This is a genomic window from Pseudoduganella sp. OTU4001 (assembly GCF_038440195.1).
Taxonomy (GTDB): Bacteria; Pseudomonadota; Gammaproteobacteria; order Burkholderiales; family Burkholderiaceae_D; genus Rugamonas.
On record NZ_JASATG010000019.1, the window covers coordinates 18,955 to 35,026 of the forward strand.

Annotated in this window: 13 protein-coding genes; 3 read left to right on the forward strand and 10 right to left on the reverse strand. The window is 64.7% G+C overall.

Annotation, left to right across the window (positions count from 1 at the left end; translation table 11 throughout):
• Window positions 1–51 precede the first annotated feature (51 nt).
• The 3 genes from ispE to AAHE99_RS17280 are packed head-to-tail and all read right to left on the reverse strand — an operon-like array spanning window position 52 to window position 3,319.
• Window positions 52–930 carry a 4-(cytidine 5'-diphospho)-2-C-methyl-D-erythritol kinase gene (ispE, locus tag AAHE99_RS17270; protein WP_342118594.1) on the reverse strand — a complete coding sequence of 293 codons (879 nt, stop codon included), beginning with the start codon at window positions 928–930 and terminating at the stop codon, window positions 52–54.
• Window positions 927–1,538, reverse strand: a complete 612-nt coding sequence (locus AAHE99_RS17275) for an outer membrane lipoprotein LolB (protein ID WP_342118595.1) — start codon at window positions 1,536–1,538, stop codon at window positions 927–929. The genes ispE and AAHE99_RS17275 overlap by 4 nt, the downstream gene beginning before the upstream one ends.
• Window positions 1,538–3,319, reverse strand: a complete 1,782-nt coding sequence (locus AAHE99_RS17280) for a tetratricopeptide repeat protein (protein ID WP_342118597.1) — start codon at window positions 3,317–3,319, stop codon at window positions 1,538–1,540. The genes AAHE99_RS17275 and AAHE99_RS17280 overlap by 1 nt, the downstream gene beginning before the upstream one ends.
• Before the next feature lie 63 nt (window positions 3,320–3,382).
• Here AAHE99_RS17280 and mutM point away from each other — a divergent pair, with 63 nt between their 5' ends.
• From mutM to mutY, 3 genes are read left to right on the forward strand one after another with little or no spacing between them, the layout of a single operon-like run.
• Window positions 3,383–4,216 (forward strand): bifunctional DNA-formamidopyrimidine glycosylase/DNA-(apurinic or apyrimidinic site) lyase, encoded by an 834-nt coding sequence (gene mutM, locus AAHE99_RS17285; protein ID WP_342118598.1) that lies wholly within the window; start codon window positions 3,383–3,385, stop codon window positions 4,214–4,216.
• 14 nt (window positions 4,217–4,230) lie between these two features.
• Window positions 4,231–6,159 (forward strand): dynamin family protein, encoded by a 1,929-nt coding sequence (locus tag AAHE99_RS17290; protein WP_342118599.1) that lies wholly within the window; start codon window positions 4,231–4,233, stop codon window positions 6,157–6,159.
• Entirely contained in the window at window positions 6,160–7,275 is a 1,116-nt protein-coding gene (gene mutY, locus AAHE99_RS17295) for an A/G-specific adenine glycosylase (protein WP_342118600.1), read from the forward strand.
• A gap of 6 nt (window positions 7,276–7,281) precedes the next feature.
• Here the strand turns inward: mutY and AAHE99_RS17300 are convergent, their stop codons facing one another.
• The 7 genes from AAHE99_RS17300 to AAHE99_RS17330 all read right to left on the reverse strand — a co-directional run bounded on the left by AAHE99_RS17300 (window position 7,282) and on the right by AAHE99_RS17330 (window position 16,072).
• Window positions 7,282–7,518 (reverse strand): hypothetical protein, encoded by a 237-nt coding sequence (locus tag AAHE99_RS17300; RefSeq protein ID WP_342118601.1) that lies wholly within the window; start codon window positions 7,516–7,518, stop codon window positions 7,282–7,284.
• 95 nt (window positions 7,519–7,613) lie between these two features.
• The gene (locus tag AAHE99_RS17305) at window positions 7,614–8,744 is read right to left on the reverse strand and encodes a deoxyguanosinetriphosphate triphosphohydrolase (RefSeq protein ID WP_342118602.1); all 1,131 of its coding nucleotides are present in this window, start codon (window positions 8,742–8,744) and stop codon (window positions 7,614–7,616) included.
• 3 nt (window positions 8,745–8,747) lie between these two features.
• The gene (aroKB, locus tag AAHE99_RS17310) at window positions 8,748–10,388 is read right to left on the reverse strand and encodes a bifunctional shikimate kinase/3-dehydroquinate synthase AroKB (RefSeq protein WP_342118603.1); all 1,641 of its coding nucleotides are present in this window, start codon (window positions 10,386–10,388) and stop codon (window positions 8,748–8,750) included.
• A gap of 14 nt (window positions 10,389–10,402) precedes the next feature.
• The gene (locus AAHE99_RS17315) at window positions 10,403–12,670 is read right to left on the reverse strand and encodes an Ig-like domain-containing protein (protein WP_342118604.1); all 2,268 of its coding nucleotides are present in this window, start codon (window positions 12,668–12,670) and stop codon (window positions 10,403–10,405) included.
• Window positions 12,671–12,708: 38 nt separating this feature from the next.
• A complete protein-coding gene (gene pilQ, locus AAHE99_RS17320) occupies window positions 12,709–14,865 on the reverse strand; it encodes a type IV pilus secretin PilQ (RefSeq protein WP_342118605.1) in 2,157 nt (718 codons plus the stop codon).
• A complete protein-coding gene (locus AAHE99_RS17325) occupies window positions 14,862–15,389 on the reverse strand; it encodes a pilus assembly protein PilP (protein WP_342118606.1) in 528 nt (175 codons plus the stop codon). Before AAHE99_RS17325 ends, pilQ begins: the two co-directional genes overlap by 4 nt.
• Window positions 15,389–16,072, reverse strand: a complete 684-nt coding sequence (locus AAHE99_RS17330; RefSeq protein WP_342118607.1) for a type 4a pilus biogenesis protein PilO — start codon at window positions 16,070–16,072, stop codon at window positions 15,389–15,391. Before AAHE99_RS17330 ends, AAHE99_RS17325 begins: the two co-directional genes overlap by 1 nt.

The window sequence follows — 16,072 nt, forward strand, 5'->3', positions numbered from 1 at the left end:
AGGCCGACATTATATAGCCTATTTCACGAAAAACCAAATCTTTTTTACGCTTCACAACTTTGCGATGAGCGGATGCTGTTTCAGTGCCTTCGCTTTCCATCCGGTCCAGGCGGCTGGCACTTTCGCAAGTACCGCATCGGCCTGTTCTTCGCTATGGAGGGCGACGAACACACAAGCTCCGGAGCCAGTCATCCTGGCATCACCGAAAACGCCCAGCCATTCTACCGCTTCTGCTACTTGCGGGAACAACCGGCACGCCACTTGTTGCAAATCGTTCTTTCCAAACTGCCGCAGATCATGACGATTTGCGTGGTAGCTGGAAAAGTCCGACATCTTAACGGGCGGTGTATCCCTTGTCAAATGCTCGGAAGTAAAAATCTGGGCCGTCGGGCACTGCACGCCGGGCTCGATAACCACATACCAACAGTCCGGCGCATCGACCGGCTGCAAGTCCTCGCCCACCCCTTCAGCAAAGCCGGTCTGGCCGAAGATAAAGAAGGGCACGTCGGCGCCCAGCGGCAGGGCCATGGCCATCAGCTCCTGCCTGGTCAGGCCGGCATGCCACAGTTTGTTTAGGGCCATGAAGGTGGTGGCGGCGTCGGAAGAGCCGCCACCCAGGCCGCCGCCCATCGGCAGGATCTTGTCGACCGTGATATTGACGCCGGGCGGCAGCGCGCCGGTGCGGCGCAGCACTTCCGCCTGCAGCAGGCGGGCGGCGCGGATGACCAGGTCCTGCTCTTGCGGCACGCCGGGGATGTCGTTGGTGCGGTGCAGTTCCGTGTCTTCACGCAAGGTGAAATGCAGGGTGTCGTTGCGGTCGACGATCTGGAATACCGATTGCAGCAAGTGATAGCCGTCGTCGCGGCGGCCATTGACGTGCAGGAACAGGTTCAACTTGGCCGGAGCCGGGCAATTCAACAAACTCTTCATTGTTCCACCGGGTCGATGACGATGCGCAGGGCCATTTCCTGGATGTCGCCGCTGCCAGGATGCTCGGCCTCGAAGCGCTTGGGCCGCGGCTGCACCCCGCCCTCCTGCCAGCCGGTGTATTTCAGGCGCCAGCCTTCGCGCGTGGTCACTTCGCTGTGGGCCGGGCTGGCCGACCAGGGCTTGCCTGCCGCATCGGTCGCGTGGCCTTGCAGCCAGCCGCGCATGCCGGAAACCGGCAGCGTCCAGCCCAGCACGCGCGCGCTCAGGGAATCGATGCTGGCTGCGGTGACAGGCGGCTTGCTGCCGCCTTCGCGCAGCGTGGCGCCCTGCGGCGTGACTTCGATGGTGGCAACCGTGTTGCCGAACTGCGTGGATAGCGCCACATCGGTACGCTGCGCATCCTGCTTCCAGGTGAAATTAACCGTGAGCGATTCCTGCTTGCCATCTTTCAGGTAGCGGGCGTTCAGGCGCCCGGTCAGGGACAGCGCTTCGGCATAGGGCGCCACGGTGGCGGTGGCAGCGGCGCCGGTTGGCGCGGTGGGTGCGCTGGCGCAGCCGCACAGGATGGCGGCCGCGCCGGCGATGGCGGCGAGGGTTTTGAAGCTCATTAAATTCCAGCGTTGAGACGCGTCAGCGTGGAGCGCAGCGCATCGTTTTTCGGATCCTTGGCGCGTGCTTCGCGCCACAGTTTGGTGGCGCCGGCCTTGTCGCCCTGCATCCACAGCACTTCGCCCAGGTGGACGGCGATTTCCGCATCGCCGCGCAGGGAGTAGGCCTGGCGCAGCGATTGCTCGGCCTCTTTCAGCTTACCCATGCGGAACAGGACCCAGCCCATGCTGTCCATGATGTAAGGGTCGCCGGGCGCCATCTTCATCGCCTTGTCGATCAGCTCAAAGGCTTCGTCCAGGCGGATATTGCGGTCGGCCAGCGAGTAGCCCAGCGCATTGTAGGCGTGGTGGTTGTCCGGCACCGCCTCCATGACTTTGCGCAGCGCGGTTTCCATCGCTTCCACTTTGCCCAGCTTTTCGGCGGCCAGGGCGTAGTCGTACATCAGGTCCGGGCTGTTGGGGAAGCGCAGCACGCCATCTTCCAGCGTCTTGAAGGCTTCGATGGCGCGGCCGGCGTCGCGCAGCAGCTGGCCTTCGGTCTGCACGATCTGAACCTGTTCGGCAGTGTCGGCCGGGGTGATTTCCTTCAGCTGCTTGCGCGCGCCATCCAGGTCGCCCTTGCGCGCCGTGATGTGGACGCGCTTCAGGCGCGCCGACATGAGGGCGCGGGCATCTTCGGAATCGATCTTGTCCAGCCAGGCCAGGGCGCCATCGAGGTCGCCCTTTTCTTCCGCGATCTGGGCCAGCAGCATCAGCGCCTTGTTCGGGTCGCGTTCAGGATCGGGCTGGCTTTCCAGCACGGCGATGTAACGCTTGAAGTAGTCTTCCGCGGATTTCACGTCCTGGCCTTGCAGCGACATGATGCCCAGCGCGTACAGCGTGCCCGGGTTGTCCGGCTGGTCTTTCAGCAGGATCTGGAACTGTTCGCGCGCCTTGTCGTACTGCTTCTGCTCCACCAGCAGGCGGGCATAGGCTGAACGCACTTCGCGCGCGGCGGGATACTTCTGCAGGAAGCCGGCGAACAGCGCCTGCGCGCCATCCAGGTCCTGCAGCATCTGCGCCATGGTCAGCGTGGCCAGTTCCGAGTCGGGCTTGATGTCCACCGCCCGCTTCGCTTCGGCGCGCGCGCGCTCGGCGTTGCCGGCGGCATTGGCGCCCTGCGCCAGCACCAGGTGCGATTCCTGGGTATTCAGGTAAGGCTTGAGCACGCGCTCCATCAGGGCGAAGGCGGCCGGCTTGTCCTTGGCGCGCAGCAGGAATTGCTGCATCTGGAACATCAGCAGCGGGCGGCCGGTTGGCGGCGCGGCTTTCAGGCGCTGGGCGAACAGGGTTTCCGCTTCGGCCAGGTCGTCGCCCAGCACGGCGAAGCCGAGGAAGTATTGCGCGGCTTCGTCGGATTCCGGCGCCAGTTCGCGCCACAGGCGGATTGCCGCCAGCGCTTCGTTGCCCTGCTTGGCCGACAGCGCCATTTCCGACGCGCGGCGCGCCAGGCGCGGGTCGCGCGTCTGCTGCGCCAGCACCATCATGGTCACATAGGCGCTTTGCCACTGGCCGCGCTTGAAATCCAGTTCGGCCTTGGTCAGCTTGTAAAACAAATCGCTGGTCAGCTCGACGTTGGGCAGCTTTTCGCCTGGCGGCGCGGCCTTGGCGATGGCTTCGGCGGCCGGCGTCGGCGTGGCAGGTGCAGGGGCTGCCGCTTCCGGCGCAGCCGGCTCTTGCGGCATGACTGCACAAGCGGACACGAGGGCCGACAGGGTTACAATGGCGAATGCGTTTTTCAAAGGAAGATCCTGCAAATCGGGCTCAAGTCTTGATTCTACGCCAACCTGCAGAAAACCACCCCCATGCCTGAATTACCAGAAGTTGAAGTCACCCGGCGCGGTGTCGCGCCGCATATCGAGGGCCGCATTGTGCGCGAGGTCGTACTGCGCCGCGAAGGCTTGCGCTGGCCCTTCCCGGATGACTTGCCTGCCGTCCTGGCCGGGCGCCGCGTGGCCGCCACCGACCGCCGCGGCAAGTACCTGCTGGTGCAGTTCGAACATGGCACATTGATCATCCATTTGGGCATGAGTGGCCACCTGCGCGTGCTGCCGACCGGCATCCCACCGGAAAAGCATGATCATTTCGACATGACCGTGGAAGGCGTGGATGGCGTACACGTGCTGCGCATGACCGACCCGCGCCGCTTCGGCGCCGTGCTATGGCACCCGGCCGCAGATGGCGACCTGGAGGAACATAGCCTGCTGCGCGGCCTGGGCGTAGAGCCGCTGGGCCCGGCGTTTTCGGGCAAGCTGCTGTTCGAGCAGACCCGCACCCGCAGCGCCGCCATCAAGCAGGTGCTGATCGCGGGCGATATCGTGGTGGGCGTTGGCAATATCTACTGTTCGGAAAGCCTGTTCCGCGCCGGCATCAACCCGAAGACGGCGGCCAACCGCATCAGCGCGGCCCGCTACGACCGCCTGGCGCAGGCGATCCGCGACGTGCTGGCCGAGGCAATTGTTCAGGGTGGCAGCACTTTGCGCGACTTTATCAGCGTAAATGGACAATCTGGGTATTTCCAGCAGTCATATTTCGTCTATGATCGTGCTGGTGTGCCCTGCCGCCTGTGCGGCGCGCCTGTACGCCAGATCAAGCAGGGCCAGCGTTCCACTTTTTATTGTGTAAACTGCCAGAAATAACGAGATAAACAGAAATGGTAAGGGACCTCGAACAATACAGCGCATGGCGCCAGGGCGTGATCGGCGCTGTTGCAAACTACCGCGACTGGGTCGTGCAGGCCGACCTGGCCGACGCGGCGACCGAGCAGCGCCTGGCGCGCACGCTGTCCAAGCTGTCCGACGACAAGCTGTCGGTGGCGTTTGTGGCGGAATTCTCGCGCGGTAAATCTGAGCTCATCAATTCCATTTTCTTTGCCGACTTCGGCCAACGCATCCTGCCTTCGGCGGCCGGCCGCACCACCATGTGCCCGACCGAGCTGATGTACGACCCGGCCTACCCCGCCTGCATCCGCCTGCTGCCGATCGAAACGCGCGCGGAGAACCTGTCCACCAGCGATTACCGCGACGATCCGCACGCCTGGACCGTGCTGCCGCTGCAGCTCGATTCGCCGGAGCATATGCAGGAAGTATTCAAGCAGGTCAGCCTGACCCGCCACGTGCCGGTGGAAGAGGCCAAGCGCTACGGCCTGTACGACGAGAACGATCCCGATATGCCGGTCACGCTCGATAGCGATGGCCTGGTCGAGATTTCGCGCTGGCGCCACGCCATCATCAACTTCCCGCACCCGCTGCTGAAACAGGGCCTGGTGATCCTCGATACGCCGGGCCTGAATGCGATTGGTACCGAGCCGGAACTGACGCTGAACCTGATCCCGCACGCGCATGCGGTGCTGTTCATCCTGGCCGCCGATACCGGCGTGACCAAGAGCGATATCGAAGTGTGGCGCACGCATATCGGCAACGGCGCCGGCCGCATGGTGGTGCTGAACAAGATCGATTCGATGTGGGACCCGCTGCGCACCGAGGCGGAAATCGATGCCGAGATCCTGCGCCAGCAGGACCATGCGGCGCACATGCTGGGCCTTGATGCGCGCCAGGTGTTCCCGGTGTCTGCGCAGAAGGCGCTGGTGGGCAAGATCACCGGCGACCACGACCTGGTGCACAAGAGCCGCATGAAGCAGCTGGAAAGCGCTTTGTTCAACGAGCTGATCCCGGCCAAGAAGGACATCATCCGCCGCCGCCTGGGCGACGAACTGACGGCGCTGAGCGGGGCGCAGTATGCGGCGCTGTCGGCCAGGACGCGCGGCATCGTCGAACAACTGCTGGAGCTGAAAGGCCTGCGCGGCAAGAACCAGACCGTGATCGCGCACATGGCGCGCCGGGTGGAAGCGGAGAAGAAGGAATTCGACGAGAGCCTGTTCAAGCTGCAGGCCACGCGCGCGGTGTTCACGCGCCTGTCCACCGAGCTGTATTCCAGCCTGGGCATGGATGTGCTGCGCGACAGCCTGGTGAAGGCACGTGCGGGCATGCAGTCGAGCCGCTTCACCACCGGCCTGCGCGATGCGATCGCCGGCTACTTCGACAGCATCCACGCCAACCTGGACGAGTCGGAGCGCAAGATCGAAGAGATCCGCAGCATGATGGAAACCATGTACAAGAAGTTCTCCGCCGAGCACGGCCTGGCGCTGGCCCTGCCGATGGCCTTCTCGCTGGCCAAGTACCGCGATGAGATCAACGAGGCGTACGGCATCTATGAGAAGCAGTTCGGCACCGCCACCATGCTGACCACCTCGCGCGTGGTGCTGATGGAGCGCTTCTTCGATTCCGTGGCGTCGGCTGTGAAGCGCTGTTTCAAGGCGGCCAATGCGGACACCGATGCCTGGCTGAAGGTGATCATGGCGCCGCTGGAGGCGCAGATCCGCCAGCACAAGGAGCAGCTGAAGCACCGCCAGGCGTCGATCGCGCGCATCCATGATGCGACCGATACGCTGGAACAGAAGATCGAGGCCTTCGAAGCCTCGCAAGCCTCGCTGGAGGCGCAGAAAGCCAAGCTGGCGGCGCTGGCGGCGGCCATCAACGATGCGATCGCGGCCGAACCTGTTGTATTGGAGGCGGCGGCGTAAGTGCAGTACGAAGATCCAAGCTTCGCGGCCGACCTGGTCGCGTGGCAGAAACAGCATGGGCGCCACGACCTGCCTTGGCAAAACACCCGCGATGCCTACCTGGTGTGGCTGTCAGAAATCATGCTGCAGCAGACGCAGGTTTCGGCGGTGCTGGGTTATTACGCGCGCTTCCTGGAGCGCTTCCCTACCCTGGCCTCCCTTGCCGCCGCTCCTGTTGAAGACGTGATGGCGCAGTGGGCGGGCCTGGGTTATTACACCCGTGCGCGCAACCTGCATAAGTGCGCGCAGCGCGTGGTGGCCGAGTATGGCGGCGTGTTCCCTTCCGATCCGGCCTTGCTGGCCGAGCTGCCGGGCATCGGCCGCTCCACCGCGGCTGCGATTGCCGCCTTTTCCGCCGGGCGCCGCGCGGCGATCATGGACGGCAATGTGAAGCGCGTTTTCGCGCGCGTATTCGGCATCGACACTTATCCCGGCGAACGCAAAACGGAGGAAGCGATGTGGGCGCGCGCTGAGGCGCTGGCGCCTGCCGAGGGCATCGAGGCTTATACGCAGGGCCTGATGGACATGGGGGCCACGCTGTGCACGCGCAGCAGCCCGTCCTGCGAGCGCTGCCCGATGCAGGCGCGCTGCGTCGCCTTCGCTACCGGGCGCACGGCCGAACTGCCGATCCGCAAACCGAAGAAAGCCACGCCGGAAAAGAATGCGCACATGCTGCTGCTGGTCGACCGCGGCCAGGTGCTGCTCGAACAGCGTCCCGCCACCGGCATCTGGGGCGGCCTGCTATCGCTGCCCGAGCTGGCCGGCCACCAGGCCCTCGCCACGGACGCCGATGCGCACGCCGGCGCGCCGTCCGATGCGGCCGTGGCCGCTGCTGCGAGCGCCTTTGGCGTCATGGAATCGCTGGAACGCCTGCTGCCGGTGGTGCACGTCTTCACCCACTACAAGCTGCACATCCACCCGTTGCTGGTCACGCTCTCCAGCCGCGCCGCTTTGGCCGGCGAAGACCGCTACCAATGGCTCGACGCCGCCGCCCTGCCCGACGCAGCACTGCCGGCGCCGATCAAGAAGCTGCTGCTCGACCTGCTGGGCGAGCGCAGCCAGGCGCGCATGTTTTGATGGCGCTTATCCGGAAAATAGCTTTGCCATATTAATGGCCGTACCAATTGCGGCCACAAGACTGCCGGCCAGCGCGGCACTCATCCATTTGACCATGCGCGTTTCCATGCGCGCTATCTGCGTCTCGAGGCGGGCGATATCTTCCTTCGTTGCGTAGTTGGACTTGATGACTGCGACATCGCATTCAATTGCGGCCATCCTGCGCTCATTGTTTATCCTGGCATCTTCTTGCTCATCGACCATAATGCCTCCGCCGGGTTGAGGGACCTTACGTTTTATGGTCACTCATTCCCGGGCGAAGTTCAAGCAAGCCCATGCACGATTCAACTTGAGACATGTCAAAGGTCCTCGAGGGAATAGATGCGGCGGTGTTCGGCGATGGCGTAGCGGTCGGTCATGCCGGCGATGTAGTCGGCGATGCGGCGCGCCTGGGCGGTGGCGTCGCCGCGTTCGGTGCGGTAGTCGAGCGGCAGCAGCTCGGGCGCGGCGGTGAAGGCGTCGTACAGCTCGCGCACCATGCGGCTGGCCTTCAGGCGCATGCGGTTGACCTTGTAGTGCCGGTACAGGTTCTCGTGCAGGAAGCGTTTCAGCTCCGTGGCGTCCTTGCGCATCTGGTCGGAAAAGCGGATCAGCGGCGGCGCGGCGCGCACGTCGTCCATGCTCTGCGGCGCGTGCTGCGCGATGCGCTCGAGCGAGGTGGCGATCAGGTTGTCGGCCAGGGCGGTGATCAGGCGGCGCAGCGTTTCATAGATCGCACGGCGGCCGGACAGGCCGGGATGCGCGCCCTGCACTTCGCGCCACAGGCGGCCGAAGAATTCCACTTCCTCCAGCTGGGCGATGGTGATCAGGCCGGAACGCAGGCCGTCGTCGATATCGTGGCTGTTGTAGGCGATTTCGTCGGCCAGGTTGGTCAGCTGCGCTTCCAGCGAGGGTTGCGTCTTGTCGAGGAAGCGCTGCGCCACGTCGCCCAGCAGGCGCGCATTGTTCAGCGAGCAGTGCTTCAGGATGCCTTCGCGCGTTTCGAACATCAGGTTCAGGCCATCGAAGGCGCCGTACTGCTCTTCCAGCACATCCACCACGCGCAGGCTTTGCAGGTTGTGCTCGAAGCCGCCATGCTCCTTCATGCATTCGTGCAGCACGTCCTGGCCCACGTGGCCGAACGGCGTGTGGCCCAGGTCGTGCGCCAGGGCGATGGCTTCCACCAGGTCTTCGTTCAGGCGCAGGTTGCGCGCCAGCGAGCGGCCGATCTGCGCCACTTCCAGGCTGTGCGTGAGGCGGGTGCGGAACAGGTCTCCCTCGTGGTTGAGGAAGACCTGGGTCTTGTATTCGAGCCGGCGGAAGGCGGTCGAATGGATGATGCGGTCGCGGTCGCGCTGGAACTGCGAGCGCGAGGCGTGCGGGGTTTCGGGGAAGCGGCGGCCGCGCCCCTTGTCAGAATGTGCTGCGTAGGGGGCGAGCGTCTCTTCCAATGTTTACTCCGTGCAGGCTTCCAGGGTTTGCAGCAGCACGTCCTGCGGGGCGGTCGTGATGCGCGCTTTGCCGAGCGGGTCGAGCAGGATGAACTTGATCGCCCCGCCCTCGTTCTTCTTGTCCACCTCCATCAGCTCCAGCCAGCGCTCGGTGCCGAGGTCCGGCGCCACGACCGGCAGGCCGGCAGCGGCCACCAGGTCGCGGATGCGCTCCACCGCCGCTGCATCGATAAAGCCCAGGCGCTGCGACAGGTCGGCCGCCATCACCATGCCGCAACCGACCGCCTCGCCGTGCAGCCAGGCGCCGTAGCCCATGCCGGCCTCGATGGCGTGGCCAAAGGTGTGGCCGAAATTCAGGATCGCACGCAGGCCGCCTTCGCGTTCATCCTGGCGCACCACGTCGGCCTTGATTTCGCAGGAGCGCGCAATGGCGTAGGCCAGCGCACCCTTGTCGCGCGCCATCAGCAGGCCGATATTGGCTTCGATCCATTCGAAGAACGGCACGTCGATGATGCAGCCATACTTGATCACTTCCGCCAGGCCGGCCGACAGCTCGCGCGCCGGCAGGGTTTCCAGCGTGGCGGTATCGGCGATCACCGCTTTCGGCTGGTAGAAGGCGCCGATCATGTTCTTGCCCAGCGGGTGGTTGATGCCGGTCTTGCCGCCCACCGAGGAATCGACCTGGGACAGCAGGGTGGTCGGCACCTGCACAAAATCCACGCCGCGCATATAGGACGCCGCCGCGTAACCGGTCATGTCGCCGATCACGCCGCCGCCCAGGGCCACCAGGGTGGTCTTGCGGTCGGCCTTGTTGGCCAGCAGCGCATCGAACACCTTCATCAGCGATTCCCAGTGCTTGTGCTGTTCGCCGTCCGGCAGCACCACCTCGATCACTTCCTTGCCGGCGGCAGCCAGCGGCGCGCGCACCCGCTCCATGTAGAGCGGAGCCACGGTTTCGTTGGAAATGATGGCGACCTTCTTGCCGCCGACGTATTTGGGCAGCAGGCTGGCGTCGTCCAGCAGGGACGGGCCAATGGCGATCGGGTAGCTGCGTTCCTCCAGATCGACGTTGAGCAGGATCTTTTCAATCATGACGGCTTGTGCGGTGGTGGCGCAGTTGGGCGCAGCCTGGCAGGCCAGGGCGTCCAGCTGGTTGATGATGGTCTGCACCATCGATTGTACGTTGGGACGGCCGGTGTCGATGACCAGGTCGGCCATCTCCATGTACAGCGGCTCGCGCTGCGCCAGCAGTTCTTCCAGTTTCTTGCGGGGATCGGCCGTTTGCAACAGGGGCCGGTTCTTGTCGTGCGCCGTGCGGGCCAGGATCGAATTGATCGATGCACGCAGGTAGATGACGGTGCCGCGCTCTTTGAGCAGTGCGCGGCTGCCTTCGTTGAGGATGGCGCCGCCGCCGGTGGCCAGCACCAGGCCTTGCTGGTTGGTCAGGTCGCGGATGACGTCCGCTTCGCGCCGGCGGAAGGCAGCTTCGCCTTCAATTTCGAAGATCCACGGGATGGAGGCGCCGGTGCGGCTTTCGATTTCGTGGTCGGAATCTACGAATCGAAGCCCCAGCTTGCGGGCGAGCTGACGACCGATGGTCGTCTTGCCCGCCCCCATCAACCCAACTAAGTAAACATTTTGCATTCACGCATGATAGCTCAATTCGCGATATTGCAGTCCGAGGCCGAGAAGGTGTTGGTTTCGCCATATGGGCTGATGGCGCCTGGCGGTGCAGACGTGGCAGCGGTGTAATCAGGCGAAGCGCCCGGCAGGATCGGGATATAGGAAACGTAGGTGGCCTCGGAGCCGGACACCTGGCCGCGGATGGTCAGGTCCACGCCGGTCCACAGGGCACGGTCGCGGGCATAGGTCAGCGTCACGGTGGCGCGGCCCTCGGCATTGGTGGTGCCGCTCGAGGTGACCGCGACCGGGATGCCCGGATCGAGCCTGCCGTTGCCGTTCCTGTCTTCGCCGCTATCCAAGACGCCATTCCTGTTGGCGTCTTCGTTCGGGCAGGCGAAAGGCAGCGTCAGGGTGGTCACGCCATTGACGGTGTCGGCACGGAACGGCAGCGTCCATGGACCATCCGGCAATGGGAACACCAGGGATCCCTTGCGGAAGTGGCGCGGCCACACGGAGGCGGTGACGTTGACGCCCGGTACCGCGTTGCCGCTGGCGTCGACCACCAGCACCGTGTATTCCTTGGAATAGGTGGTGACGCTCGGGGTGGCGACTTCGCGGCCGGTGCCGGCCGAAATGAACAGCGATTTCTTCGACACGGTCAGGCGGGTGGTGGCCGACGCGGTCGAAGCGCCTTGCAATTGGGCGCTGATCACCACGCCATCGAGCGCGGTGGCGGAGGTGCCGGCGATATAGCTCACGCTGGCCGAGCCGTCGCTGCCGGTGGCAACCTGTGCCGGCTGGGTCAGCGAACCGCCGCTGGCGTCGCTGACGATGCTGAAGGTCACCACGGCATTCTTGACCAGGTTGTTGGCTGCCGTGCCATCGCGCACCACGGCGCGGATGGTGGCTTGCTGCGACGTGCTGCCGACGGTATTGGCGCCCACTACGGCAGGATCGGACTGCACCGTGATGGTGGAAGAAGCCAGCAGCGGCGCCACGAATTCCAGCGCGCCCTGGGCGGTGCCGCCGCCGACGATATTGGCGGTCAGGGTCGCGATGCCCGGGCTGGTGGCGCGCACATACAGTACGGCGTCGCCGCCCGACAGCGGCACGCCAACGCTTTGCGGGCTGGTGCAGGCGGCATCGGTGTACACCGTGCCGCGCGAGGACGCCACCATCACCGAGCCGCTGGTCGGCGCGCCGGCATTGTCGCTGTGCACGCGCAGCGGGATGCAGGTGTTGATGTTGGCCACCGCGGCGCCGCTGACGGTCGCGACGGTGAAGTTGGCCGAGCTGACCAGCACTTCAGTCGACGCGCTTTCGCCCATCGAACGCACGGTAATGACGTCCTTGCCGCCGGCCGGGACGGCGGTTGCGGTATAGCGCAGCGTGAGCTGGCCGCCCGCATCGGTCACGGCCGTGCCGCCGCCCTTGACTGCCAGCGTATTGGCGGTCGAGCTGAAGGTGACCGGCTTGTTGGCCAGCGCGTTGCCGGCGCTGTCGGTCAGCTTCACGGTGACGTCGGTGCTGCTGCCGACGTTGACGGTCGGGTTGGCGGTCACCTTGACGGTGGTGCCGACCACCGCCACGGTGGTGGTCACCGGCGCCAGGCCGGCCAGGGTGCCGGTAATGCGGATCACGCGCGAGGTGGCGTCATTGCCGGTGGAGAGCTTCTCGGTGACCACGCCCTTGCTGTCGGTGATGCGGGTGCCGGCGGTCAGGCTGCCGCTATCGACCGCCAGGTCGACGCGCACGCCCGGCATCACGGAATTGTTGGAGTCGCGCACCAGCGCGGTCACCGTCACTTCCGAACCGGCCGCGCCGGACGAAGTCAGGGTGCCGGAATCGGTGGTCAGGGTCAGCGACTGCGTCGCCTGCACCACCTTGACCACGATTTCATTGGAGGTAACGCTGCCCACGCTGGCCGAGATCTTGATGTCGCGCAGCGTCGCATCGCCCTTGGTGCTCAGTTTTTCAGTGACCAGGCCATTGGAGTCGGTCACGCCGCCGCTGGTGCTGATGCTGCCGGAGCTGGCCTTGAACACCACGGTGGCGCCGGGCACGGCGCGGTTGTTGGCGTCCTTGACCTGGGCGGTCAAAGTGACTTCGGTGCCGTCCTGGCCGGACGAAGCGATAGTGCCGGCGCTGGCGCTCACCACGATGGTGGCGGCCTTCGGCGCGGTCGGATCGGGATTGTTCGGCGTCGCCCCCGGCGAGCCGCCACCGCCGCCGCAGGCGGCCAGCAGGCTGGCGCAGGCGAATGCCCCCACCCAGCCCGACAGTTTTCGTAACACGTTCGTCATTTCTCTTACCCTTTTTCTGATGACACTGGAGCTTCGTCTCAACGCGCGGACAGGCGGTCGGTAACGATCTTTGGCGTAATGAAGACCAGCAGCTCGGTCTTGTCATTGGTACGCGAATTCGATTTGAACAGGTTGCCCAGCACCGGCACATCACCCAGCAGCGGCACCTTGGCCGTGGTGTTGCGCTCGATCTGCTGGTAGATACCGCCCAGCACCACGGTGCCGCCGTTCTCCACCATCACCTGGGTTTTCACGTGCTTGTTGTCGATCGCGAAGCCGGCGCGGGTCTCCTGCGCCACGGAATCCTTGGTCACGTCCACGTCCAGCACCACATTGCCGTCCGGGGTAATCTGCGGCACCACGTCCAGCTTCAGGTTGGCCTTGCGGAACACGATCGAGGTCGCGCCGCTGGAGGTGGCCACCTGGTACGGCAGTTCGATACCCTGCTCGATGATGGCGGCCGTCTTGTCAGCGGTCACCACGCGCGGGCTGGAAATCACCTTGCCGGCGCCATCGGCTTCCAGCGCCGACAGTTCCAGGTTCAGGAAGCGGTTGGCGGCCGAGTTGAACAGGCTGATCGCCAGGCTGCCGGCCTGCGCGCCGCCGATGCCGGCCGCCGGCAGGTTGATGAACTGGGTATTGCCGAAGGCGGAGGCGTCGTCCACGCGCACCACACCGGTGGCCTGGCCTACGCCGTTCTGGTTGCCGGAAATGGCCAGGCGGTTGTTGCCGTTGCCCAGCTGCCAGCCGGCGTCGCCGCCGCGGATGCCGCGCATGTCGGCGAAGCCCAGCTTGGCGCCCAGGGTGCGGGTGAAGGTGTCGGACGCTTCCACGATGCGCGCTTCGATCAGCACCTGCTTGGTAGCGACGTCGGTCTTCTGGATCAGTTTGCGCACTTCTTCCAGCTTGGAGGCGATGTCGGTCACGAACAGCTGGTTGGTGCGCGGTTCGATGATGGCGCTGCCGCGCTTGGACAGGATGCGGTTCTTGGCGTCGCCGCCGTCGATGCCGAACACGGTCTTGAACGCTTCCGCTTTCTGGTAGTTCAGCTGGAAGATCTCAGACTTGAGCGGCTCCAGGTCGGCGATCTGGGCGCGCTGCTCCAGCTCCAGCTTTTCCTTGGTCAGCAGCTCTTCCTTCGGCGCGATCCACAGCACGTTGCCGTTCTTGCGCATGTCCAGGCCCTTGGCCTGCAGCACCACGTCCAGCGCGTGGTCCCACGGCACTTCCTTCAGGCGCAGGGTCAGGTTGCCGCCCACGCTGTCGCTGGTGATGATGTTCAGGCCGGAGATGTCGGCAATGGCCTGCAGCGCGGCGCGCACTTCCACGTTCTGGAAGTTGAACGACAGCTTCTCGCCGCGGTAGCCTTGCGAGCCTTGCACCAGCTTGTTCGGGTCTTCCTTGATCGGCTTGACGTCGACCACCAGCTGGGTGTCGCTCTGGTACACGCTCTGTTCCCACAGGCCGTGCGCTTCCACGGTCATGCGCACATTGTCGCCCTGCGGCACGGTGGTGACGCGGCTGACCGGGGTGCCGAAATCGGTCACGTCCAGGCGGCGGCGCAGCGTTTCCGGCAGGCCGGTCTTGAGGAAGTCCACCACCACGCCGGTGGCGGTCTGGCGCACGTCGACCGCGACCTGGTTGTTCGGCAGGTCGATCACGACGCGGCCTTCACCATTGGTGCCGCGGCGGAAATCGATATCGCGCAGCTGTTGCTTGCCTTTCGGGGCCGGCGCCGCTTCGGCTGCCACCGGCAGGCCGCGCGCGTCAACCGCCTGCGCCACGCCGCCGGAAGAATCGATGGTCAGGATCACGGCCTTGCCGTCGATGGCGGTGGCATAGTTCAGCGTGCGTTTCAGGTTGAACACCAGGCGCGAACGGTCGCCCGCCTGCACCACGTTCACGCTGGCCAGGTCGCCCAGGTTGATTTCCTGGCTGGTCTTGCCGGTGCCGTTGCTGGTGGCGCCGAAGTCCAGCGCAATACGCGCGGGATTGGTGATGGCAAAGCCGATCGGCAGCTTTTCCGGCGCGTCCTTCATCTGGATCTTCACGATCACATTGCTGCCCTGCTGGTTGGCCGTGATCGATTCGATCGCGTTGCCTTGCTGGGCCTGCGCCACGGCTGCGCTGCCGGCCAGCGCCAGCACGACGCCTACCTGGCGGCAAAGGCGCTTCACGGTTCTGATGGCGATCATTTGGAGCTCTCCTTACTTTCCTGCAGTTCCAGCTTCGATATGCGCTCGACCCAATCGCCGGCCGCATCCTGAACAATTTCCCTCACCGTGATCGCGTCTTCGTCGACCCCGGTGATCAATCCGTAATTCTGTCCGGCGTACTGGCCGGTCCTGACCTGGTAGACGGTGCGGTCGATCTGCAGCAGTCCGTACATCACGCGGTTCTTTTCAATGGTGCCGACCATCTTCATCGCATCGAGCGGGAAGCTCTCCAGGAACTCCTTGCGGCGGTTCTGGTCGGGCGCCTGGGCGCCGCCGGGACGGGACTTGGCCAGTTCGGTCAGCAGCTTGCTGGCGTTGAACGGGTCGAGCGCATCATTGGCGGCATAGGCGAACGGCGTGAAGGTTTTCGGTTCCGGCAGCGGCTTGACGGTCGGCCGGGTTTGCGACTCGACTTCCTTCATCCAGGTGCGCACTTGCTGCACGTCGCTGTCGCCGCAAGCGCTCAGCAGGAGGGCGCAGGCCAGAGGGGCGAATTTTTTCATTATTTCGCTCCTTTTTTCTTCTTCTCGTTGGCAATCTTGCGCTGCTCGGCCACTTCTTCAGGGTCGAGGTAGCGGAAGGTCTTGGCGATCGCGTTCAGCTGCAGCTGGCCGCCGCCCAGTTCCCTGCCTTCGCGGCTCTTGGTGTCGAGCGAGACGTTGTTCAGGGTAACGATACGCGCCATGCCCGCCAGGTCGCCGGCAAAGGCGCCCAGGTCGTGGTAGCTGCCGGTGACGCGCAGTTCGATCGGCTGCTCGGCGTAGTACTCCTTGACGTCGACCCGGTTCGGCTTGAACAGGTCGAAGGTCAGGCCACGGCCGGTGCCGGCCTGGTTGATGTCGGACAGCAGGGCCGCCATTTCGGCTTTGCCCGGCAGCTGCTTCTCCATCTGCACCACGTATTTGTCGACTTGCTCTTTCTGGCGCTTGAGTTCTTCCAGGTTGACCGCCTGGCCCATCTTCATGCGGTATTCGTCGCGCAGCTTCACTTCCGCCTGCTCGCCCAGCTCCAGCTCCTCGTACTGCGATTCCCAGTAGCCGAAATAGCCGGCCAGCACCACCAGCGCGCCGACGCCAACGGCGCACAGCAAGCGCGGCACGATGGGCCACAAGCCCGGATGCACGCCGTTCAGGTTCCTGAACTGGGCGCTGAGCGATTCCCCGATTTGTTTCAGATCAGTTGCCAT